Consider the following 15,843-nt stretch of genomic DNA (forward strand, 5'->3'; position numbering starts at 1 on the left):
TCGACGCTGCGGCCCTCGTGCAGTTCGACAGCGTGTCCCTCCGGAGGGCCGTAAGAACCCCACGTTGGTCGACGCTCACCCCGGCCAGACGTCGATCTCCTGACCGGCCAGATGTCTGGACTCCGTTCGGTCAGTGTCGGAAACTCGGGACAGCAGCCCAGCTCAGTCGTTGGCTCGAGTCAACCCCGGAATCTGCCCTTTCGGATACTGTATCTGCGGAGTGTGTCGATGATCCGGGAGCCATTCGCGGAGACTCTGGTTGAACCGTTTTGGGCGTTCCCGTGGGGTCCAGTGGCCACAGTTGCCTACCAGATCCAGTTCGGCGTTGGGCAGTCGCTTCGCGGCGCGGATCGACCAGTCGACGGGGACGAGCGGGTCGTCTCTGCCGTGGACGAGCAGCGTTGGGACAGTCAGTGACTCGAGGTCGTCGACGAAGTTCGTCGCGACGCGGCCGTTGAACGAGAGTTCGTTCCGCTGGAACTGCTTGAACGCCTGGATCGAACCCGGTTCCATGAGCTTTGTCCTGACGTCTTCGACGAACGGCTCGGGCAGTTCGCTGGCGTCGGCGACGAGACTATCGAGGACCATGCGAACGCTCTCACTCGAGACGCTGCAGGCGATCTTTCCGAACTCCGTGATGCCGGGGATCTGTCCGAGCATCTTCCAGGGGAGCGCACTCGGAAGCCGGCCGCCGAGGCCGTAGCTATCCACGAGCGCCAACTGCTCGACGCGGTCGGGATGTCTGAGCGCGTAGCCGAGCGTTGCCCCGCCACCCATCGAGATGCCAGCCAACGAGACGCGCTCGTAGGGGAGCGTCTCGAGAAAGCCCTCGAGAACGTCGACGTACGTCTCGAGGGTGTGAGAGACACTACCCGTGCTGTTGCCGTACTCCGGCCAGTCGATTCCGTATACCTGGTAGTCCTCGGCGAGAGCATCGATGGTGTGTCGCCACGAGACGGTTGCGTCGTCGATTCCGGCACCGTGACAGAGGACGACCGGCGGGCCGCTCGTTCCCGCCCGTCGGTAGGCGATCCGGCAGTTGCCGACGGTAGCGACACCGGTTCCGGTCATTCGTGGGACACGCCATCTCTGTGATGGCCAAGGGATACCGGTTCGTCGAGCTGCTTTTGACTGCTGTGACTATCCGTAGAGCGGGTTGAAGAACGCAGACGTGCCGATCGTCCGACACTGTCGTCGGCCATGCCATCGTCGGTGGCCGATCGGGTCCCCACTCGGACTGATTCGAGACAACGCGGTTCGACTGGAAGCGCCCCGACAGCCGCTCCAGTGGTGCGACCAACTATCACGACCACCTCTCTATAGCCATGATGTATATTGTTTTCTATTACCATGGGTAAGAATGTCATGTATTCGACGAAATTCCCCACTCGAGTCATGGTTGAGTTCATATTCTATATAGCGACTATCAATTTATTGGAACACGATTCAGATCAGTCTCGAAAAGCGTGCGTGGAGAGCTGGCGGTTGACTCGGTGCTCGCCACGGCTCATCGCCGAAACCAAGAGTGAATCTCACCGAAGACAAAACCCGTTTCTATCGCGCTCCCGTCGGTTTACGCCATGGAGATCGTCGTCTTTGGTGCTGGGAGTCTCGGGAGTCTCATCGGCGGCGCGCTCGCGTCCGTTCGGTCTAACGACGTCACGCTCGTCGCGCGTGATCCCCACGCCAGCGCCGTCCGTGAGTCGGGACTCGAACTGCGTGGCGAACTCGAGGCCACGACCACCCCGAACGTGACGACCGACGGGCGAGAGCTCGAGGCCGAGCTGGCGATCGTGACGGTCAAAGCGTTCGACACCGCTGTGGCCGCCGAGACGCTCGCGACAGGGTCGTACGACGTCGTCCTCTCCTTACAAAACGGGATGGGCAACGAGGAGACGCTCGCTGACGCGCTCGCGTGTCCAGTCCTCGCCGGAACCGCTTCTTACGGTGCGATCTTGCAAGAACCAGGCGCCGTCGAGTGTACTGGCATCGGTGATGTCGTGCTTGGTGCCCGGATGGGTGGTCGCTCGGAGCCTGCGGATCGGATCGGCGACCTGTTCGCTGCGGCCGGCCTCGAGACGACCATCGCCGAGGATATGCCCCGGCGGCTCTGGGAAAAACTCGCTGTCAACGCGGGGATCAACGCCATCACAGCGCTGACGAATATCGAAAACGGAGCCGTCCTCGAGCCGCCGGCAGACGCCCTCGCACGGGCGGCGGCCCGCGAGACCGCGCGGATCGCTCGCTCGTGTACCGTCTCGCTCTCGAATCGAGCGGCTATCGCTAGCATGGAGTCCGTCGCGACCGATACGGCCGCGAACACGTCCTCGATGCGTCAGGACATCCTCACAGAGCGCCGCACCGAGATCGACGCGATCAACGGCTACGTGGTCGACCGGGCCGCCCAGCAGGATCTCGAGGTTCCGACGAACCGGATCCTCACGACGCTGGTGCGGACGTGGGAACGTGGCGTTGGCGTGCGCTGACTCGCTTTCGGACTCGCCGATGCAGCCGGGAGTGGCACTGCTGGCCGACGTACCAAACAACAGTATCAGTGCTCGAAAACGTTAGAACGGAGCTTCGGGGCCTTCGTCCGCTTCGCCGTCGTCGTCGACGGTTTCGCCGGGGAAGGATGGGCTCATACCACCCATGTCGTCGCCGCCACCCTCGCCGCCGGTGTGTGCGTGGACTTTTTCGATCTCGGGGATCTCTTTGACCATTCGGCTCTTGATCGCCTGAATCGTCATCGGCGAGATACCACAGCCACTGCAGGCGCCACCGAGTGCGATACTGACCTCACCGGACTCGCGGTCGAGATCCTGAATCGCCGCGCTGCCACCGTGCATCTGAATCTGCGGGAAGTTTCGCCGCAGGAAGTTCGCGACGCGCTCCTCGAGGTCGTCCCCGTCGTTTTGGGTCTCGGTACTCATGGGCCACCCTTGGGTGTGCGCGCCCCTAAACCTTCCGTCATCCGCAGTCGCTCGCCGACAGTGATGGCGGCTTGTGCCGGCTGTCGTTAGTTAAATCCGAAGATCCGCTCGAGTTCGGTTTCAATCTCCACGACGTGGCGCTCGAGGACCTGCTCAAATCGCTCTTCTTCGACGACCACGCCCGAAAGCCGTCCGTACGGATCGTCGGGTAGTTCGATTCGGAACTCACCATCCCCCTCGTAGAAGGGTTCGCTCTCGTTGAGCACCTGCTGGTCGATCGCGTGGACGAGCTCGGAGTCGTAGTTGTCGTTCATGCAGTTGAACGCGTTCTTGTACGCCTGCTGGAGTTCGGGAAAGTAGTTGGCGTACTTGTCTTCGAATTTCTCGGGATCGAACTCTACCATACTCGAGCGGACGGCAAGCGACGACAAAAGTCGGACGATCGGTTGCCCGTATTCCCCATTCCGTTGGTACTATCAGCCCGTTGACTCAGTATGGGCCACCTACATACGGACGATGCGTACGCAAGCGGAACCAACACTCTGTCGACGCTCCTCAAGACGCTACATGTCCCCTGATTATCCCCCAATCCCACGTGACAAACTCCCTCCCGGATGGGGGCCTGCTAACTGCTGTGACGGACAGTTTTCGTATCGTCACAGCCAGCCACCGCTCGAGCTCGTTGCGGATCGGACTGCTGCTGACCGATCACACCCCGGACTCGGCCTCAGCCGCTGTTGGGAACTTCGCTATCGGTACTTCCTTGCCGATCAGTCGGTCGCCGAAGCGATCGGCCGTGTCTCGACTCGCCAGGCCGCAATCAAGGGCATGCTCGAGTGTATGCACCACGTACACGAGCGTGTCGACGAGCCGGCCGGTCCCGGGGAGATACGGGATGTGCTCGAGCAGGTTCGGCTTTCAGATGTCGTTCCTGATACCCTCTCACCGATAAGGTGAGTCGGGGCACACACGTAGTCGTCAACATGCTATTAGTGTAGCAAACAACTGATTACCGCCGTCAGAAGTTGCGTGCCAGCATCGAAACACGAAGCTAATAAAGTGTATAATGCGATATTGAATTAGGGCTGTTCCCGGGCGACCACCAGCGGAGCGCTTATCCGAATTAGGCGGGAAAACCCACGACTTCAGTCGTGGGATGAATCGCCGCACGGTTCTCAAACGTTGAAACCGTAAAGTATGAGTGCCCAAACTACGTATTAGCGATTGTCGTTGCGATGATAGCCCATCGCGATTAACTGTCCGAAAACTGGCAGTTGACTTGGTGTTTGCCTCATCAAAAAGTAAGCCTTCGGACAATCCAACCGATGTTAAACAATCAGATACCTCCGAGTCCTGTATAGGATAGGAGTAACGGGGACGTGGCACTCCCATCGGCGTGTCGGGTCGTAAACGTAAGTTCCTAAACCAGCGCAACGGGCGTGGGAAGCCCACGACGTTAGTCGTGGGAGGATGTCACACTTCCATCAGCGGAATGGATACTCACAGACGCCACCTGACATGGTCCTATGACATCTCAGATCCCATTTGCTATCGACTTCCACGTCCACTCGGATGATTCATACGACGGTCACGAACCGATCGAACTCATCCTAGAGCACGCAGCCGATATCGGCCTCGATGGAGTCGTTATCACTGACCACGACGAAATCGGCGAGTCACTTCGCGCCGCAGCACTCGCACCGGAGTACGGACTGGTGGGTATTCCTGGTGTCGAGGTCTCGACTCGACACGGCCATCTGCTGGCAATCGGTGTCGAACAACGACCGGATCCGGGTCAGCCGTTCATGCAAACCGTTGAAACCGTCCGTGAACTGGGCGGGATCGCTATCGTGCCACATCCATTCCAACGGAGCCGCCATGGCGTCCGCAAACGTCATATCAAAGATGCCGACGCGATCGAGACCTACAACTCGATGGTCTTTACTGGCTACCGAAACCGTCGGGCCCGGACGTTCGCCCGGCGACGTGACTATCCCGAGATCGGCGCGAGCGATGCCCACTACCTCCCAAACGTCGGTAAAGCCTACACCGAGATTCTCGTCAGTCCCAACGCTTCGAACCCGACGAAAGCAAATATCGATGGCGACGACCTCGTCGATGCCATTCTCGAGGGTCGCACCCAGATCCGAGGAAAGCGAACCCCGATCCACAAGAGCACGGTCCAGTACGCCAAGGGGGCCGTTCGTAAATCCACGTACCTGCTGACCTCGCGGGCGCCCCTCATTCCGACAGTTCCGGCGTCGATGGACCGCTCGAGATAACCGGCTCAGGAGAGTTGCTCGGCGATGATTTCGTCGGCGCGTTCGATGAACTCTGCTTCGGCCCCCTTCGGAACCGTCGCACCGGCAGCGACGTCGTGACCGCCGCCGTCGCCGCCGACGGCGCGTGCGGCCTCGCCAACGACGATGGAGAGATCGAGCCCTTCTCGGACGAGACTGTGGGTGCCACGGGCCGAGACTTTGACGTGCTCATCATCCTTGTCAGCGAACGCGATGATCGGCTTCGATCGACTGATTCCCTGGTTTCCCATCGCCATCCCGGCGACGATGCCAACGATCGTCTCACGGATGCGATCGTCCGCGTGAAACCACTGGAAGGTATCCTCGTGCGTGACACCCTCTTGTGTGACCAGGTCGATCCCTTCCGAGAGGTTGCGCCGGTGATCGCGAAGGAGCTTTCGAGCCCGCTCGAGCGCGTCGCCCCGGTCCCCGAGGCAAACCCCAAGACCAACGTCAGCGCGCTCGTAGCGGGCGGTCGCGTTGAGCAGTGTCGAGAACTCGCTTGCATCCCGTAACTCGGTGCCGACGGGTTCGTTGGGGAGGACATACGCCGTGCTGACGAGCCCGTCGATCTTTGTCGCGGGGACGCCACTCGAGACGGCCCGCTTGACGAGTGCGCTGGCGACGGTCTGTTTTTCGTCGTTTGTGAGGCCAGCCCACCGGCGCCACTCGCCGTCGCGTTTCAACTCGAGATCGAGTTCGTCCAGAAAGCGCAGCGCGCCGTTTTTATCGTTCGAGATGCCGGGAATGTGGACGTCGGTTGCGTACTCGAGCAGTTTCGGCAGGGGGCGGGTCTGTTTGCCGTAGAGCGCGAGATCCTTGCCGGTCTCGAGAACGCCGGCATCGACGCCTTCGGCGACGATTTTTGCGTTCGCGCCGTGGAGTTCACCGCCAGAGGCCTGCATGTCGCCGACAGCGCCGACGACGGCGAGCGCGGCGAGATCACGGTTGTCCGAGCGGGCAGCAGTGGTTGTTCCGCCATCGGTCGCGACCGGCTGGTCCGGCTGCTGGTCTGCGACCGCGGCGAGTGCGCGTGCGAGGACGTAGCTTGCGCCGGCACCCGAAAGTTCTGAAGCGCCGTTGATGCCGAACAACAACGGGTTGAGGTGATAGTCGGTCTCGATACGGACCGACTCGCCGTCGTCGTCGACCGTGGCCGGCTGGTGGTGGTCTGCGATGACGGGGGTAAACGCGCTGTCGGCTTCGTACTCGCTGATAATATCGAGTTGGCCGCTCCCGAAGTCCGTAAAGAGGACTGTTTCGTACTCCGTGGCCGCAATGTCGGCGATCGCGTCTTCATCGAGTTGTTTTTCGAAGACCGTTTCGAAGGGGATCCGTGCCCGCTCGAGTGCCTGGGCGGCGATCGCAGCGCTGGTCAGCCCGTCGGCGTCGATATGTGAGGCCAACAGGACGCGGTCGGCTGCACAGAGCCGCGTTGCACAGCGTGTCGCACAGTCTTCGAGTTCGGGGATCGGCCCAGCCATCGAGCTATCGTTGGGCCGGCTTCGCTCATAAAGCTGCGGTCTGGCTCCGGCGTCACTCGAGTCCCGTCGCTACAGCCCGAGGAGTTCATGCGGTGGTTCACGAGCGAGCAACAGGACGATGTTGTTCGCTGCAAACACGACGTACAGGAGGACGACGCTGACGACGAACCGAACGTCGAGTGGCTCCGAAAGGACGTGGCCGATTACGACCACGACCCCGGCATAACAGACCGCCGCGAGCACGACGCCGGGCAGGCCAAACAGCCCGTAGAAAAAGACGGTGACAGGGTTGAGTTCGGTTGCGTACGGAACGAGAAAGAACAGCGTCGCGGCAACCGTGTCGATACTCCAGAGGATGAAAAACGCGACGCGGAGCTCGATGGACGCTGGCGGATCGAGCCTCCGCGTGAGCGGCGTTGCGACAGCCATTGGTAGGTGATGCGTAGGCTCGAGCGAGCGTGAGGGCACAGCTTGCGAGCGCTGGTTGTAAGAAAATAACACACATTCGCTCGGCTGTGCAACCCGAACGAGCCCTGTCTATTCGCGAGTCGCCCGGGCGGCCTCGAGCGTTTCGCGCGCGAGTGCGCCGAACGTAGCCTCCTCGGGGACGACGTCGACGTCGATCCCCAGTGTGTCAGCGGTCTCGGCCGTCGGCTCGCCGATGACACCGACCGTGACATCGGTGAGTCCTGCGAGTGTTTCCTCGCGAACGCCCCGTGTGGCGGCGGCCTCGAGGAAGTGTTCGGCGGTCAGCGATGACGTAAAGCAGGCGGCGTCGAGGCCACCTTCGGCGGCCAACTCGGCTGACCCACCGCTGTCCGCGGGACGGACCAGTCGGTAGAGGATCGTTTCGTGGACGTACGCACCTGCATCCTCGAGTCCCTCGAGCAACACCGGGCTGCCGTGGTCGCTGCGAGCGACCTCGATGCGTGCGCCGTCGACATCACCCTCGAGGGTGGCGACGAGGCCACTCGAGGTGTACTCCTCGGGAACGATGTCGACAGTGTATCCTGCATCGGAAAGCGCGTCGGCGGTTGCGGGGCCAATGGCACAGACGGTGGCATCGCCGGGCTCCCAGCCGGCCGCGGAGACGAGCTCCGCGCCGGTCTTGCTCGTGAGAATCACATAGTCGGCGTCGGTTCTGGGTGTCGCGTCGGTTGGGTCGACTTCCAGCATCGGATCGGCGACGGGAGTCGCGCCGAGTTCCTCGAGCAGGGAGACGGCATCGGCAAGTCGGTCGTCGTCCGGGCGGAAGACAGCGACGGTGGGTGTGTCACTCATCGTGGCTCGTGGTTCATATCCTCGGTTGCGTCGTCGTAGTCGTTCCGAAGGAACTCGACGACTGATTCGCGAGTGCTGGCGACGCCGCCGATGATCGTTACCGCGGGCGGCGAGATGTCGTTTGCATCGCGGACGTCGACGATGGTCTCGAGGGTGCCCGTCGCGACCTGTTGAGTCGGCCACGTGCCGCGTTCGACGAGTGCGGCCGGCGTTTCGGGGGCCATACCGCCCTCGGTCAGCGCCGCCGTGTACTCGGGCAGCCGTGTGACACCCATCAACACGATGATCGTGCCGCCGGCGGTGGCCAGCGCCTCCCAGTCGACGGCCGACTCCGGTTTGGTAGGGTCTTCGTGGCCGGTGACAAAGGAGACCGAGGAGGCGTGATCGCGGTGGGTCACCGGAATGCCAGCGACTGCGGGGGCGGCGATCGCCGACGTGATCCCGGGAACGACCTCGAAGGGAATCCCGTGGGCGGCGAGATATTCGGCTTCCTCGCCGCCGCGGCCGAAAACGAACGAGTCGCCGCCCTTGAGTCGAACGACGTTCTGTCCGTCGCGAGCGAGTGCGACCAGTCGTTCGTTGATCTCAGACTGTGGCGTCCGATTGCCGTGAGCGCGCTTGCCGACGTCTTGACGGTTCGCTTCGGGAACCATGTCGATGATCTCCGGACCCGGGAGCTTGTCGTGAAGCACGATGTCGGCGTCCTCGAGCAGACGCTGGGCTTTGACGGTCAGTAACTCGGGGTCGCCAGGGCCGCTCCCGACGAGATAGACGGTGCCGAGTTCGGTGTGGGTTGTCTCGTCTTCCACACCGGGTTCATCCGACGCGGGCATCTACGCCCCCTCTTGTGTCTCTTCGTCGTCAGCGTCGCTCTCCATGCGGGCTTGCTCGATCAGGTCCGCTGCACCACGGTCTGCTAGATCGCGGGCGAACTCGCGAGCGGCCTCCGCGTGGCGTTCGATCGGCAGATCTCGGCTTCCGGTCACCGACTGCTCACCGTCTTGGTCGAAAACGGTGACCGTCGCATGGACGTGTTCGCCCTGGACGACCGCGTAGATGCCGACTGGCGCAATACAGCCCCCACCCAGCTCCGCGAGGACCGTTCGCTCGACTGTCGTCTCGACGCGACTGCGTGGGTGATCGATCGCGGACTGGATATCACGAGCCGTTTCGCCGTCGATCGCAGTCACTGCGAGCGCTCCCTGCCCCGGTGCCGGGACGAACGTCGATGTCGGCAGCTCGTAGGCGTCGACGTAGTGGTCGAGGCCACTCCGCTCGAGGCCGGCCTGAGCGAGCACGATCGCGTCGTACTCGGTCTCGATCTCGCGGCCCAGCGCCTGCTTTTCGAGCTCGGTAAGTCCGTCGAACCATTCGTCAGTGGTCTGGTCAAACTCAGGCTCGAAATTCTCGTTTCCGGTGTTCCCCTTGCGCTCTTTGTCCGCTTCCGTCCGTTCCTGGTGTTCGGTCTGCAGTGCGGGCGCGAGCAACTTCTCGAGGCGCGTATCGACGTTCCCGCGCAGCGGCTCGACCTCGAGGTCGGGGCGCTCAGAGAGTAGTTGGGCCCGCCGTCGCAGACTCGAGGTGCCGACGGTTGCGCCCTCGGGCAACTCCTCGAGCGTCGCACCGTCGGGCGTGATGAGCAGATCACCCGGTGGCCCGCGTTCGGGCACCCCGGCGGTCACCAGTTCTGTGGGCTGTTCGGTCGGCATATCCTTCATCGAGTGGATCGCCCCGTCGAGGTCGCCCTCAAGGACGCGTTCGTCGAGCTCACGGACGAACGCGCCGGTTTTTCCCAGTCGGTGGATCAGTTCGTCTTTGATCTGGTCGCCCGTGGTGTCGACGGTTACGAGTTCGACCTCGTAGCGTCGATCCTCCAGCGCCTCCTGTACCAGTGAGGCTTGCCGCCGGGCAAGCGTGGACCCCCGTGTCGCCAATCGCAACGTCCCGCGCGTTCTCATAGCCATGAGTCTGCGCTTGGGGTATGAAAAGCGCACGCTTATCGGACGCCAGTCACCCATCACGGCGACGAGTTTCAGTTTCGAAAACATGTTCGACAGGAATTTTATGTAATCGACACTGGTAGATTGGTTTAGATGTCGAACACACTCTACGATCGACTCGGCGGCCAAGAGGCCATTGCGGCGGTTGTCGACCGATTCTACGACCGCGTCGTTGCGGACGAACGAGTTGCACACTACTTCAACGACGTCGACATGCAACGACAGCAGGCCCACCAGACCCAGTTTCTCAGTGCGGTTGCGGGCGGTCCCGTCGATTACACGGGTGCTGACATGGCAGCCGCACACGACGGCCTCGAGATCACGAAACCCGACTTCGATGCAATCGTTACCCACCTCGAGTCGACCCTCGAGGAGTTCGAGATCGACGCCGACGATCGGGACACGGTTCTCGCTGCTGTCGGTGAGTACGAGGACGCCATCGTAACAGCGACAGCCTGATCCACCGCCGGTGGGGGTGGGACAAACCGATGGCTCGAGCCCGCCCGCTCCGGCTTGCCGGACCCGAGGTCTTTTGATGCCGTCCCCGGTATCACAACCCAATGACTGCAGTTACGCTTGGTCCCGAAGGAACGTACTCACACCGGGCAGCCACGGCGATCGCCAACGGCGACGAGATCGATTTCCGCCAGTCGGTGACGGCCATCGTCGACGCCGTTGCCCGCGGCGAGCACGATCGCGGTGTCATTCCGATCGAAAACAGCATCGAAGGCAGCGTCACGGAGAGCCTCGATGCGCTCGCGGAGTACGACGTCGCCGTCGTCCGCGAGATCGTCACGCCGATTCGACACGCCTTGCTCGCTCAGGGGCCGGAGTTCGAGACGATCGCCAGTCACTCCCAGGCGCTGGCGCAGTGTCGCTCCTATCTCGACCGCGAGTATCCCGACGCCACGCTCGAGGCCGTCGCGAGCACGGCACAGGGTGTCGAGTTCGCCCGCGAAGATCCGTCCGTCGCGGGTATCGGCCACCCCGACAACGGCGGTAACGGCATCGAAGTGCTCGCTGAGGACATCCAGGATCAGGACTCGAACGCGACGCGATTCTTCGCGCTTGCACCCGCTGAAGAGCGCTCGAAAGGCGGCGGCAAATCCACGCTCGTCGTCTACCCGAACGCGAACTACCCTGGCCTGTTGCTCGAACTGCTCGAGCCCTTTGCCGACCGCGATATCAACTTGACGCGGGTCGAATCCCGTCCCAGCGGCCAGCGACTGGGCGACTACGTCTTCCACATCGATATCGAGGCCGGCCTCTACGAGGCGCGGACGAAAGAAGCGATCGAGGACTTAGAGGAGCTGGCAGAGAAGGGCTGGGTCCGTCGGCTGGGTTCGTACGACACTGAACACGTCGTCGGGTAGCGTTGAGCGACCGAGCCAGCGCCTGGCCGGGATCTCCCACGGAGATCGGAAACTGTTTTTCCCCATCTTGCGGGAGTACGACCATGCCACTCACTGCAGGCGACGACGCTCCGACCGTGACTGCACCGACTCAAGACGGCGAGGCAGTGACTCTCGAGTTCGACGAGCCCACAGTCGTCTACTTCTACCCGAAAGACGACACCCCCGGCTGTACGATCGAAGCCAACCAGTTCCAGCGCGAGCGCGAGACCTATCAGGATGCCGGCGTCGACGTCTACGGCGTCTCGATCGACGACGTCGACTCACACCAGTCGTTCTGCGAACAGGAGGGCCTCGAGTTCGATCTGCTGGCCGACCCCGACGCCGAGATCGCCGACGCGTTCGACGTCGACCTGCGGGACAGCGGTGTGACCAAGCGGACGACGTTTTTCCTCGCCGACGGCGAGGTCCAGACCGTCTACGAGAACGTCGACCCAGACGGCCACGCGCGTGACGTGCTTCTCGAGGCGATCGATGACGGACTGGTGACGCTGCCGGAGTAACGTTCTCGAGTTCCGTTTTGACCTCGAGGGGCGGGCAGAATTTATCCCACTCGAGGTCGTAGATCTGCGTATGCGAGGAAATCCGTTCGAGGAAATCGAAGAGATGCTCGACCGCGTGAGCAAGCAGGTCGAAGAGGGGATGACCAGCGGCGGGCTGCAGGTTCCCGGCTCCGTCCCGGTCAACGTCGTCGAAACCGACGAGGAGTACGTCGTCACGGCCGATCTGCCGGGCTACGAGACCGACGACATCGAACTGACGCTCTCGGAGGGAACCCTCCGCCTCGACGCCGAACGCGAGGACGACCACGCACACGAGGGTGACCGCTACCTTCGACGCGAGCGGACCCGAACGTCGGTGAGTCGTCGGATCCGGCTGCCCGAACCCGTCGAGGAGGAGTCGATCACGGCAGGCCACGAGAACGGGGTGTTGACGGTTCGACTCCCGAAAGTCACAACCGGCGAGACCTCCAGAGAGATCGATATCGAGTAGCCAGCCCAACCAAACCGTGTCGGTCGCTCCCCGGCAGCCGCCATCTACCGCTCGCTCAGGTGCCGTTCGATCGCAGTTGCCCCATCGCTGAACGCCGTAATATCCATACTGTCGGTCGTCAGGAGGACGCCGACGTCGCCGACGAGTTTTCTGACGACGAACCCGTCGTCGTGAACCCGAATCGTAAACGAGTACGGCCCGAGTTCCGAATTGCCGTCAGTCGCCGAAAGTGCGCTTCGGACGGGTGCTTCTACAAAGCCGACGGACTCGAGATCCACGAGCGGTGATTTGGCACGTCGTGCATCTGCGTGGGAGTGGTAGATACCCTGTCTGACATAGAGGATATCGAATTCAGACGGTGTAAAGTAGATGACACTCCGAAGCTCATCGCCAAGCCCTGTCCGGGCGATACTCACGAGTTCGTCGGCCAGTGCAGTGTCGATGTCAGTGGTGAATCGCTCTTGGCTCATCAGGACGGATATGCCGCCACGACTATCAAAGGTTTCGGCGGTACAGCGCCTCTACGTGTATTTTGTCCGGTTTGTGGACGTTCGTCCTCATCCTGTCGTAGTTCGCCTCCGTGGCCTTCTCTGTGCTGTTGTGCACACCGTGTCGATCCGTCTGCGGCGGCGATAGTCGCCTCGCAGTCATTATAAGGAGCGAGTTCGGATGTCTACACAGCAATGAGTGAGACGGGATACGACCATGCAGCGGTCGAACGACGCTGGCAGGAGGCGTGGGACGACGAAGACGCCTATCGGACGCCCGACGACGTCGACGATCCGACGTACGTGCTCGGAATGTACCCGTACCCGTCGGGCAAACTCCACATGGGCCACGTCCGAAACTACACGATTACGGACGCCTACGCTCGCTACCGTCGGATGACCGGGGATGAGGTGCTCCACCCGATGGGGTGGGACGCGTTCGGCCTCCCAGCCGAAAACGCCGCCAAAGAACGCGATACGAACCCGCGTGACTGGACGTTTGACTGCATCGATACGATGCGTGACCAGATGGAGTCGATGGGCTTTGGCTACGACTGGGATCGCGAAATCGCGACCTGTACGCCTGAGTACTACAAGTGGAACCAGTGGCTCTTCTCCCGGTTCCATGAGGAGGATCTCGTCGAGCGCCGCGACGCCGAAGTCAACTGGTGTCCCGAGTGTGAGACCGTCCTGGCCGACGAACAGGTCGAAGGCGACGACGAACTCTGCTGGCGCTGTGACACCCCCGTCGAGACGCGCGAACTCGAGCAGTGGTTCCTGAAGATCACCGAGTACGCAGACGAGTTGCTCGAGGACATTGACGATCTGGAAGGATGGCCGAACTCGGTCCGTCAGATGCAGCGCAACTGGATCGGTCGCCAGTACGGGACCGAACTGGAGTTCACTCTCGAAGGCTACGGCTCGGTCGAGGCCTTCACGACCCGGGTCGACACGATCTTCGGGGCGACGTTCTTCGCACTCGCGCCAGATCACCCGATCAGCGAGGAACTCGCCGAGGAAGACGACGACGTGTGGCAGTTCATCGAGCACGAGGCAGACCCCGACGGCGACGAACCGAACGGCGTCGAGACAGGACTGACCGCGACGAATCCCGTCACCGGCGAGGAGATTCCCGTCTACGTCGCCGACTTCGTCCTCTCGGATGTCGGGACGGGCGCGTTGATGGCCGTCCCTGGCCACGACGACCGCGACCACGCCTTCGCCGAGAAGATGGGCGTCGATATCGAGCCCGTTATCGCCCCTAAACCCGACGACTGGGACGGCGAGACGGTTCCCGACGCACCTGACGTCAGCGAAGAAGCGTTCACCGACGACGGCGTGCTCGTCAACTCCGGCGAGTACAGCGGCCTCGACAGCGAGACCGCTCGCGAGCGCCTGACCGAAGCCATCGAGAGCGCCGAGGAGGCCACCCAGTACCAGCTTCGCGACTGGGGGATCTCCCGCCAGCGCTACTGGGGAACCCCGATCCCGGTCGTCCACTGTGACGACTGTGGCGCCGTCACGGTCCCCGATGAGGAGCTGCCGGTCGAGTTGCCCGAGTTTATCAACACGACGAAGAACCCACTCGAGGCCGCCGAGGAGTGGAAACAGACAACCTGTCCCGAGTGTGGTGGCGAGGCGACCCGCGAGACCGACACGATGGACACATTCGTCGACTCCTCGTGGTACTTCCTTCGCTATATCTCTCCCGACCGCGAGGACGTTCCGTTCGATCTCGAGCAGGCCAACGACTGGATGCCCGTCGACCAGTACGTCGGCGGCATCGAACACGCCGTGATGCACCTGCTGTACTCGCGTTTCTTCACCAAGGTCATCGCCGACAACGAAGGACTCGAGCACCGCGAGCCGTTCACGAACCTGCTCGCACAGGGAATGGTCCAACTCGAGGGCGAGAAGATGTCCAAGTCGAAGGGCAACGTCGTCTCACCCCAGCGGATCGTCGAGGAGTACGGCGCGGACACCGCGCGGCTGTTCATGATGCAGGCCGCCCAGCCCGAGCGGGACTTCGACTGGAGTGAAGAAGGAGTTCGCTCGACGTACGCCTTCCTCACCCGACTGCGGGAAATGGTCGCGGAGTACACCGCGAACGAACCTGACGGCGACGATGACGCGATCGCCAGCTACGTCGCAAGCGAGATCGACGCCACGGTCGCGATCGCCACCGAGGAGTACGACGAGCTGACGTTCAACCGGGCACTGCGGGAAACGCAGGATCTGGTGCGGACGCTGCGCCAGTATGCGGACTCCACCGAGCCCCACGCCGACACCTACGAACGTGGGCTGTCGGCCGTCGTTCGACTGCTCGCGCCCGTCGCCCCGCATCTGGCCGAGGAGCTTCACGACGCACTCGGCAACGATGGCTTCGTCGTCGACGCCGAGTGGCCGACCGCCGACGTCGATTACGATTACGTCGCGAAACGCCGTCAGCTGGTCGAGAACACGCGCGAGGACGTTCGTCAGATCATCGACGTCGCTGGCATCGACGACCCGCAGGCGATCGACGTTGTCATCGCTCCCGGCTGGAAGTACGACGCGCTCGAGATCGCCATCGAGAGCGACGCTCCCAACCTGATCGGCGAGCTCATGGGCGAGTCACATATCCGCGAACAGGGCGACGCCGCCGCCAGCTACGGGCAGGATCTGCAGGCCGAACGCGAAGCGCTGTCGATGACGCTCGACCCTGATGACGAACACGACGCCCTCGAGTCAGCCGCGTGGCTGATCGAACGCGAGTTCGACGCACCAGTGTCGGTCGTTCGTGCCGACGCCGTCGATGACGGTGTCCTCAAAAACGCCGAACCCGGCCGGCCAGCGATCGAGATCGACGACTAACGACAGCAGAGACGGCCCCTGTCACGAGTGGCAGTGGTCCGTGCTGCTGGTCGACTCCCGTGCTCCACCCGTCCGGCAGTGTGCCGACGAAACTCCCATCGG

The 15,843-nt window shown here is 62.4% G+C and carries 17 protein-coding genes; 8 read left to right on the top strand and 9 right to left on the bottom strand.

The genetic code is table 11. From position 1 onward, the window contains the following. Window positions 1-162 precede the first annotated feature (162 nt). A complete protein-coding gene (locus tag DV706_RS07340; protein ID WP_006065263.1) occupies window positions 163-1,071 on the bottom strand; it encodes an alpha/beta fold hydrolase in 909 nt (302 codons plus the stop codon). Window positions 1,072-1,580: 509 nt separating this feature from the next. Between DV706_RS07340 and DV706_RS07345 the strand changes: the two genes are divergently transcribed. Further along, window positions 1,581-2,486, top strand: a complete 906-nt coding sequence (locus DV706_RS07345) for a ketopantoate reductase family protein (RefSeq protein ID WP_006065262.1) — start codon at window positions 1,581-1,583, stop codon at window positions 2,484-2,486. A gap of 81 nt (window positions 2,487-2,567) precedes the next feature. Here DV706_RS07345 and DV706_RS07350 read toward each other — a convergent pair whose 3' ends face one another. Continuing rightward, a complete protein-coding gene (locus DV706_RS07350; protein WP_006065261.1) occupies window positions 2,568-2,930 on the bottom strand; it encodes a NifU family protein in 363 nt (120 codons plus the stop codon). An 86-nt stretch (window positions 2,931-3,016) separates the two neighbouring features. Continuing rightward, window positions 3,017-3,334: a DUF5783 family protein gene (locus DV706_RS07355; protein ID WP_006065260.1), complete on the bottom strand. Its 318-nt coding sequence runs from the start codon at window positions 3,332-3,334 to the stop codon at window positions 3,017-3,019. A 163-nt stretch (window positions 3,335-3,497) separates the two neighbouring features. On the opposite strand from DV706_RS07355, the gene DV706_RS07360 reads away from it, so the two are divergent. Both DV706_RS07360 and DV706_RS07365 read left to right on the top strand, forming a co-directional pair. Next, complete coding sequence (locus tag DV706_RS07360; protein ID WP_006065259.1) at window positions 3,498-3,887, top strand: hypothetical protein; 390 nt, start codon at window positions 3,498-3,500, stop codon at window positions 3,885-3,887. A 569-nt stretch (window positions 3,888-4,456) separates the two neighbouring features. Then, window positions 4,457-5,212 (top strand): PHP-associated domain-containing protein, encoded by a 756-nt coding sequence (locus tag DV706_RS07365; protein WP_006065258.1) that lies wholly within the window; start codon window positions 4,457-4,459, stop codon window positions 5,210-5,212. A 5-nt stretch (window positions 5,213-5,217) separates the two neighbouring features. Here the strand turns inward: DV706_RS07365 and DV706_RS07370 are convergent, their stop codons facing one another. The 5 genes from DV706_RS07370 to hemC all read right to left on the bottom strand — a co-directional run bounded on the left by DV706_RS07370 (window position 5,218) and on the right by hemC (window position 9,953). Next, window positions 5,218-6,714 carry a DHHA1 domain-containing protein gene (locus DV706_RS07370; RefSeq protein WP_006065257.1) on the bottom strand — a complete coding sequence of 499 codons (1,497 nt, stop codon included), beginning with the start codon at window positions 6,712-6,714 and terminating at the stop codon, window positions 5,218-5,220. Between the two features lie 69 nt (window positions 6,715-6,783). Next, complete coding sequence (locus DV706_RS07375; protein WP_006065256.1) at window positions 6,784-7,143, bottom strand: hypothetical protein; 360 nt, start codon at window positions 7,141-7,143, stop codon at window positions 6,784-6,786. 108 nt (window positions 7,144-7,251) lie between these two features. Then, the gene (locus DV706_RS07380; protein WP_006065255.1) at window positions 7,252-7,995 is read right to left on the bottom strand and encodes a uroporphyrinogen-III synthase; all 744 of its coding nucleotides are present in this window, start codon (window positions 7,993-7,995) and stop codon (window positions 7,252-7,254) included. Then, window positions 7,992-8,828, bottom strand: coding sequence for a uroporphyrinogen-III C-methyltransferase (gene cobA, locus DV706_RS07385; protein WP_006065254.1), 837 nt, complete (start codon window positions 8,826-8,828; stop codon window positions 7,992-7,994). The genes DV706_RS07380 and cobA overlap by 4 nt, the downstream gene beginning before the upstream one ends. Beyond that, window positions 8,829-9,953, bottom strand: a complete 1,125-nt coding sequence (hemC, locus tag DV706_RS07390) for a hydroxymethylbilane synthase (protein WP_049889692.1) — start codon at window positions 9,951-9,953, stop codon at window positions 8,829-8,831. 135 nt (window positions 9,954-10,088) lie between these two features. On the opposite strand from hemC, the gene DV706_RS07395 reads away from it, so the two are divergent. The 4 genes from DV706_RS07395 to DV706_RS07410 all read left to right on the top strand — a co-directional run bounded on the left by DV706_RS07395 (window position 10,089) and on the right by DV706_RS07410 (window position 12,400). Beyond that, window positions 10,089-10,454 carry a group I truncated hemoglobin gene (locus tag DV706_RS07395; protein WP_006065252.1) on the top strand — a complete coding sequence of 122 codons (366 nt, stop codon included), beginning with the start codon at window positions 10,089-10,091 and terminating at the stop codon, window positions 10,452-10,454. Window positions 10,455-10,555: 101 nt separating this feature from the next. Further along, window positions 10,556-11,368: a prephenate dehydratase gene (pheA, locus tag DV706_RS07400; protein ID WP_006065251.1), complete on the top strand. Its 813-nt coding sequence runs from the start codon at window positions 10,556-10,558 to the stop codon at window positions 11,366-11,368. A gap of 83 nt (window positions 11,369-11,451) precedes the next feature. Continuing rightward, on the top strand, window positions 11,452-11,910 hold the full coding sequence (locus DV706_RS07405; RefSeq protein WP_006065250.1) for a peroxiredoxin: 459 nt from the start codon (window positions 11,452-11,454) through the stop codon (window positions 11,908-11,910). Between the two features lie 70 nt (window positions 11,911-11,980). Continuing rightward, window positions 11,981-12,400, top strand: a complete 420-nt coding sequence (locus DV706_RS07410) for an Hsp20/alpha crystallin family protein (RefSeq protein ID WP_006065249.1) — start codon at window positions 11,981-11,983, stop codon at window positions 12,398-12,400. A 44-nt stretch (window positions 12,401-12,444) separates the two neighbouring features. On the opposite strand, the gene DV706_RS07415 is transcribed toward DV706_RS07410, so the two are convergent. Then, window positions 12,445-12,870 (bottom strand): DUF7522 family protein, encoded by a 426-nt coding sequence (locus DV706_RS07415; RefSeq protein ID WP_006065248.1) that lies wholly within the window; start codon window positions 12,868-12,870, stop codon window positions 12,445-12,447. 213 nt (window positions 12,871-13,083) lie between these two features. Here DV706_RS07415 and leuS point away from each other — a divergent pair, with 213 nt between their 5' ends. Beyond that, the gene (gene leuS, locus DV706_RS07420) at window positions 13,084-15,741 is read left to right on the top strand and encodes a leucine--tRNA ligase (protein ID WP_006065247.1); all 2,658 of its coding nucleotides are present in this window, start codon (window positions 13,084-13,086) and stop codon (window positions 15,739-15,741) included. Window positions 15,742-15,843 lie beyond the last annotated feature (102 nt).

The organism is Natronorubrum bangense, assembly GCF_004799645.1.
GTDB lineage: Archaea > Halobacteriota > Halobacteria > Halobacteriales > Natrialbaceae > Natronorubrum > Natronorubrum bangense.

Coding starts and splice junctions, on each gene's coding strand:
- DV706_RS07415 (WP_006065248.1), bottom strand. CDS start 12,870: ATGAGCCAAGAGCGATTCACCACTGACATCGACACTGCACTGGCCGAC.
- DV706_RS07345 (WP_006065262.1), top strand. CDS start 1,581: ATGGAGATCGTCGTCTTTGGTGCTGGGAGTCTCGGGAGTCTCATCGGC.
- DV706_RS07380 (WP_006065255.1), bottom strand. CDS start 7,995: ATGAGTGACACACCCACCGTCGCTGTCTTCCGCCCGGACGACGACCGA.
- hemC (WP_049889692.1), bottom strand. CDS start 9,953: ATGAGAACGCGCGGGACGTTGCGATTGGCGACACGGGGGTCCACGCTT.
- DV706_RS07370 (WP_006065257.1), bottom strand. CDS start 6,714: ATGGCTGGGCCGATCCCCGAACTCGAAGACTGTGCGACACGCTGTGCA.
- DV706_RS07340 (WP_006065263.1), bottom strand. CDS start 1,071: ATGACCGGAACCGGTGTCGCTACCGTCGGCAACTGCCGGATCGCCTAC.
- DV706_RS07395 (WP_006065252.1), top strand. CDS start 10,089: ATGTCGAACACACTCTACGATCGACTCGGCGGCCAAGAGGCCATTGCG.
- leuS (WP_006065247.1), top strand. CDS start 13,084: ATGAGTGAGACGGGATACGACCATGCAGCGGTCGAACGACGCTGGCAG.
- DV706_RS07365 (WP_006065258.1), top strand. CDS start 4,457: ATGACATCTCAGATCCCATTTGCTATCGACTTCCACGTCCACTCGGAT.
- DV706_RS07360 (WP_006065259.1), top strand. CDS start 3,498: ATGTCCCCTGATTATCCCCCAATCCCACGTGACAAACTCCCTCCCGGA.
- cobA (WP_006065254.1), bottom strand. CDS start 8,828: ATGCCCGCGTCGGATGAACCCGGTGTGGAAGACGAGACAACCCACACC.
- DV706_RS07355 (WP_006065260.1), bottom strand. CDS start 3,334: ATGGTAGAGTTCGATCCCGAGAAATTCGAAGACAAGTACGCCAACTAC.
- DV706_RS07375 (WP_006065256.1), bottom strand. CDS start 7,143: ATGGCTGTCGCAACGCCGCTCACGCGGAGGCTCGATCCGCCAGCGTCC.
- pheA (WP_006065251.1), top strand. CDS start 10,556: ATGACTGCAGTTACGCTTGGTCCCGAAGGAACGTACTCACACCGGGCA.
- DV706_RS07350 (WP_006065261.1), bottom strand. CDS start 2,930: ATGAGTACCGAGACCCAAAACGACGGGGACGACCTCGAGGAGCGCGTC.
- DV706_RS07410 (WP_006065249.1), top strand. CDS start 11,981: ATGCGAGGAAATCCGTTCGAGGAAATCGAAGAGATGCTCGACCGCGTG.
- DV706_RS07405 (WP_006065250.1), top strand. CDS start 11,452: ATGCCACTCACTGCAGGCGACGACGCTCCGACCGTGACTGCACCGACT.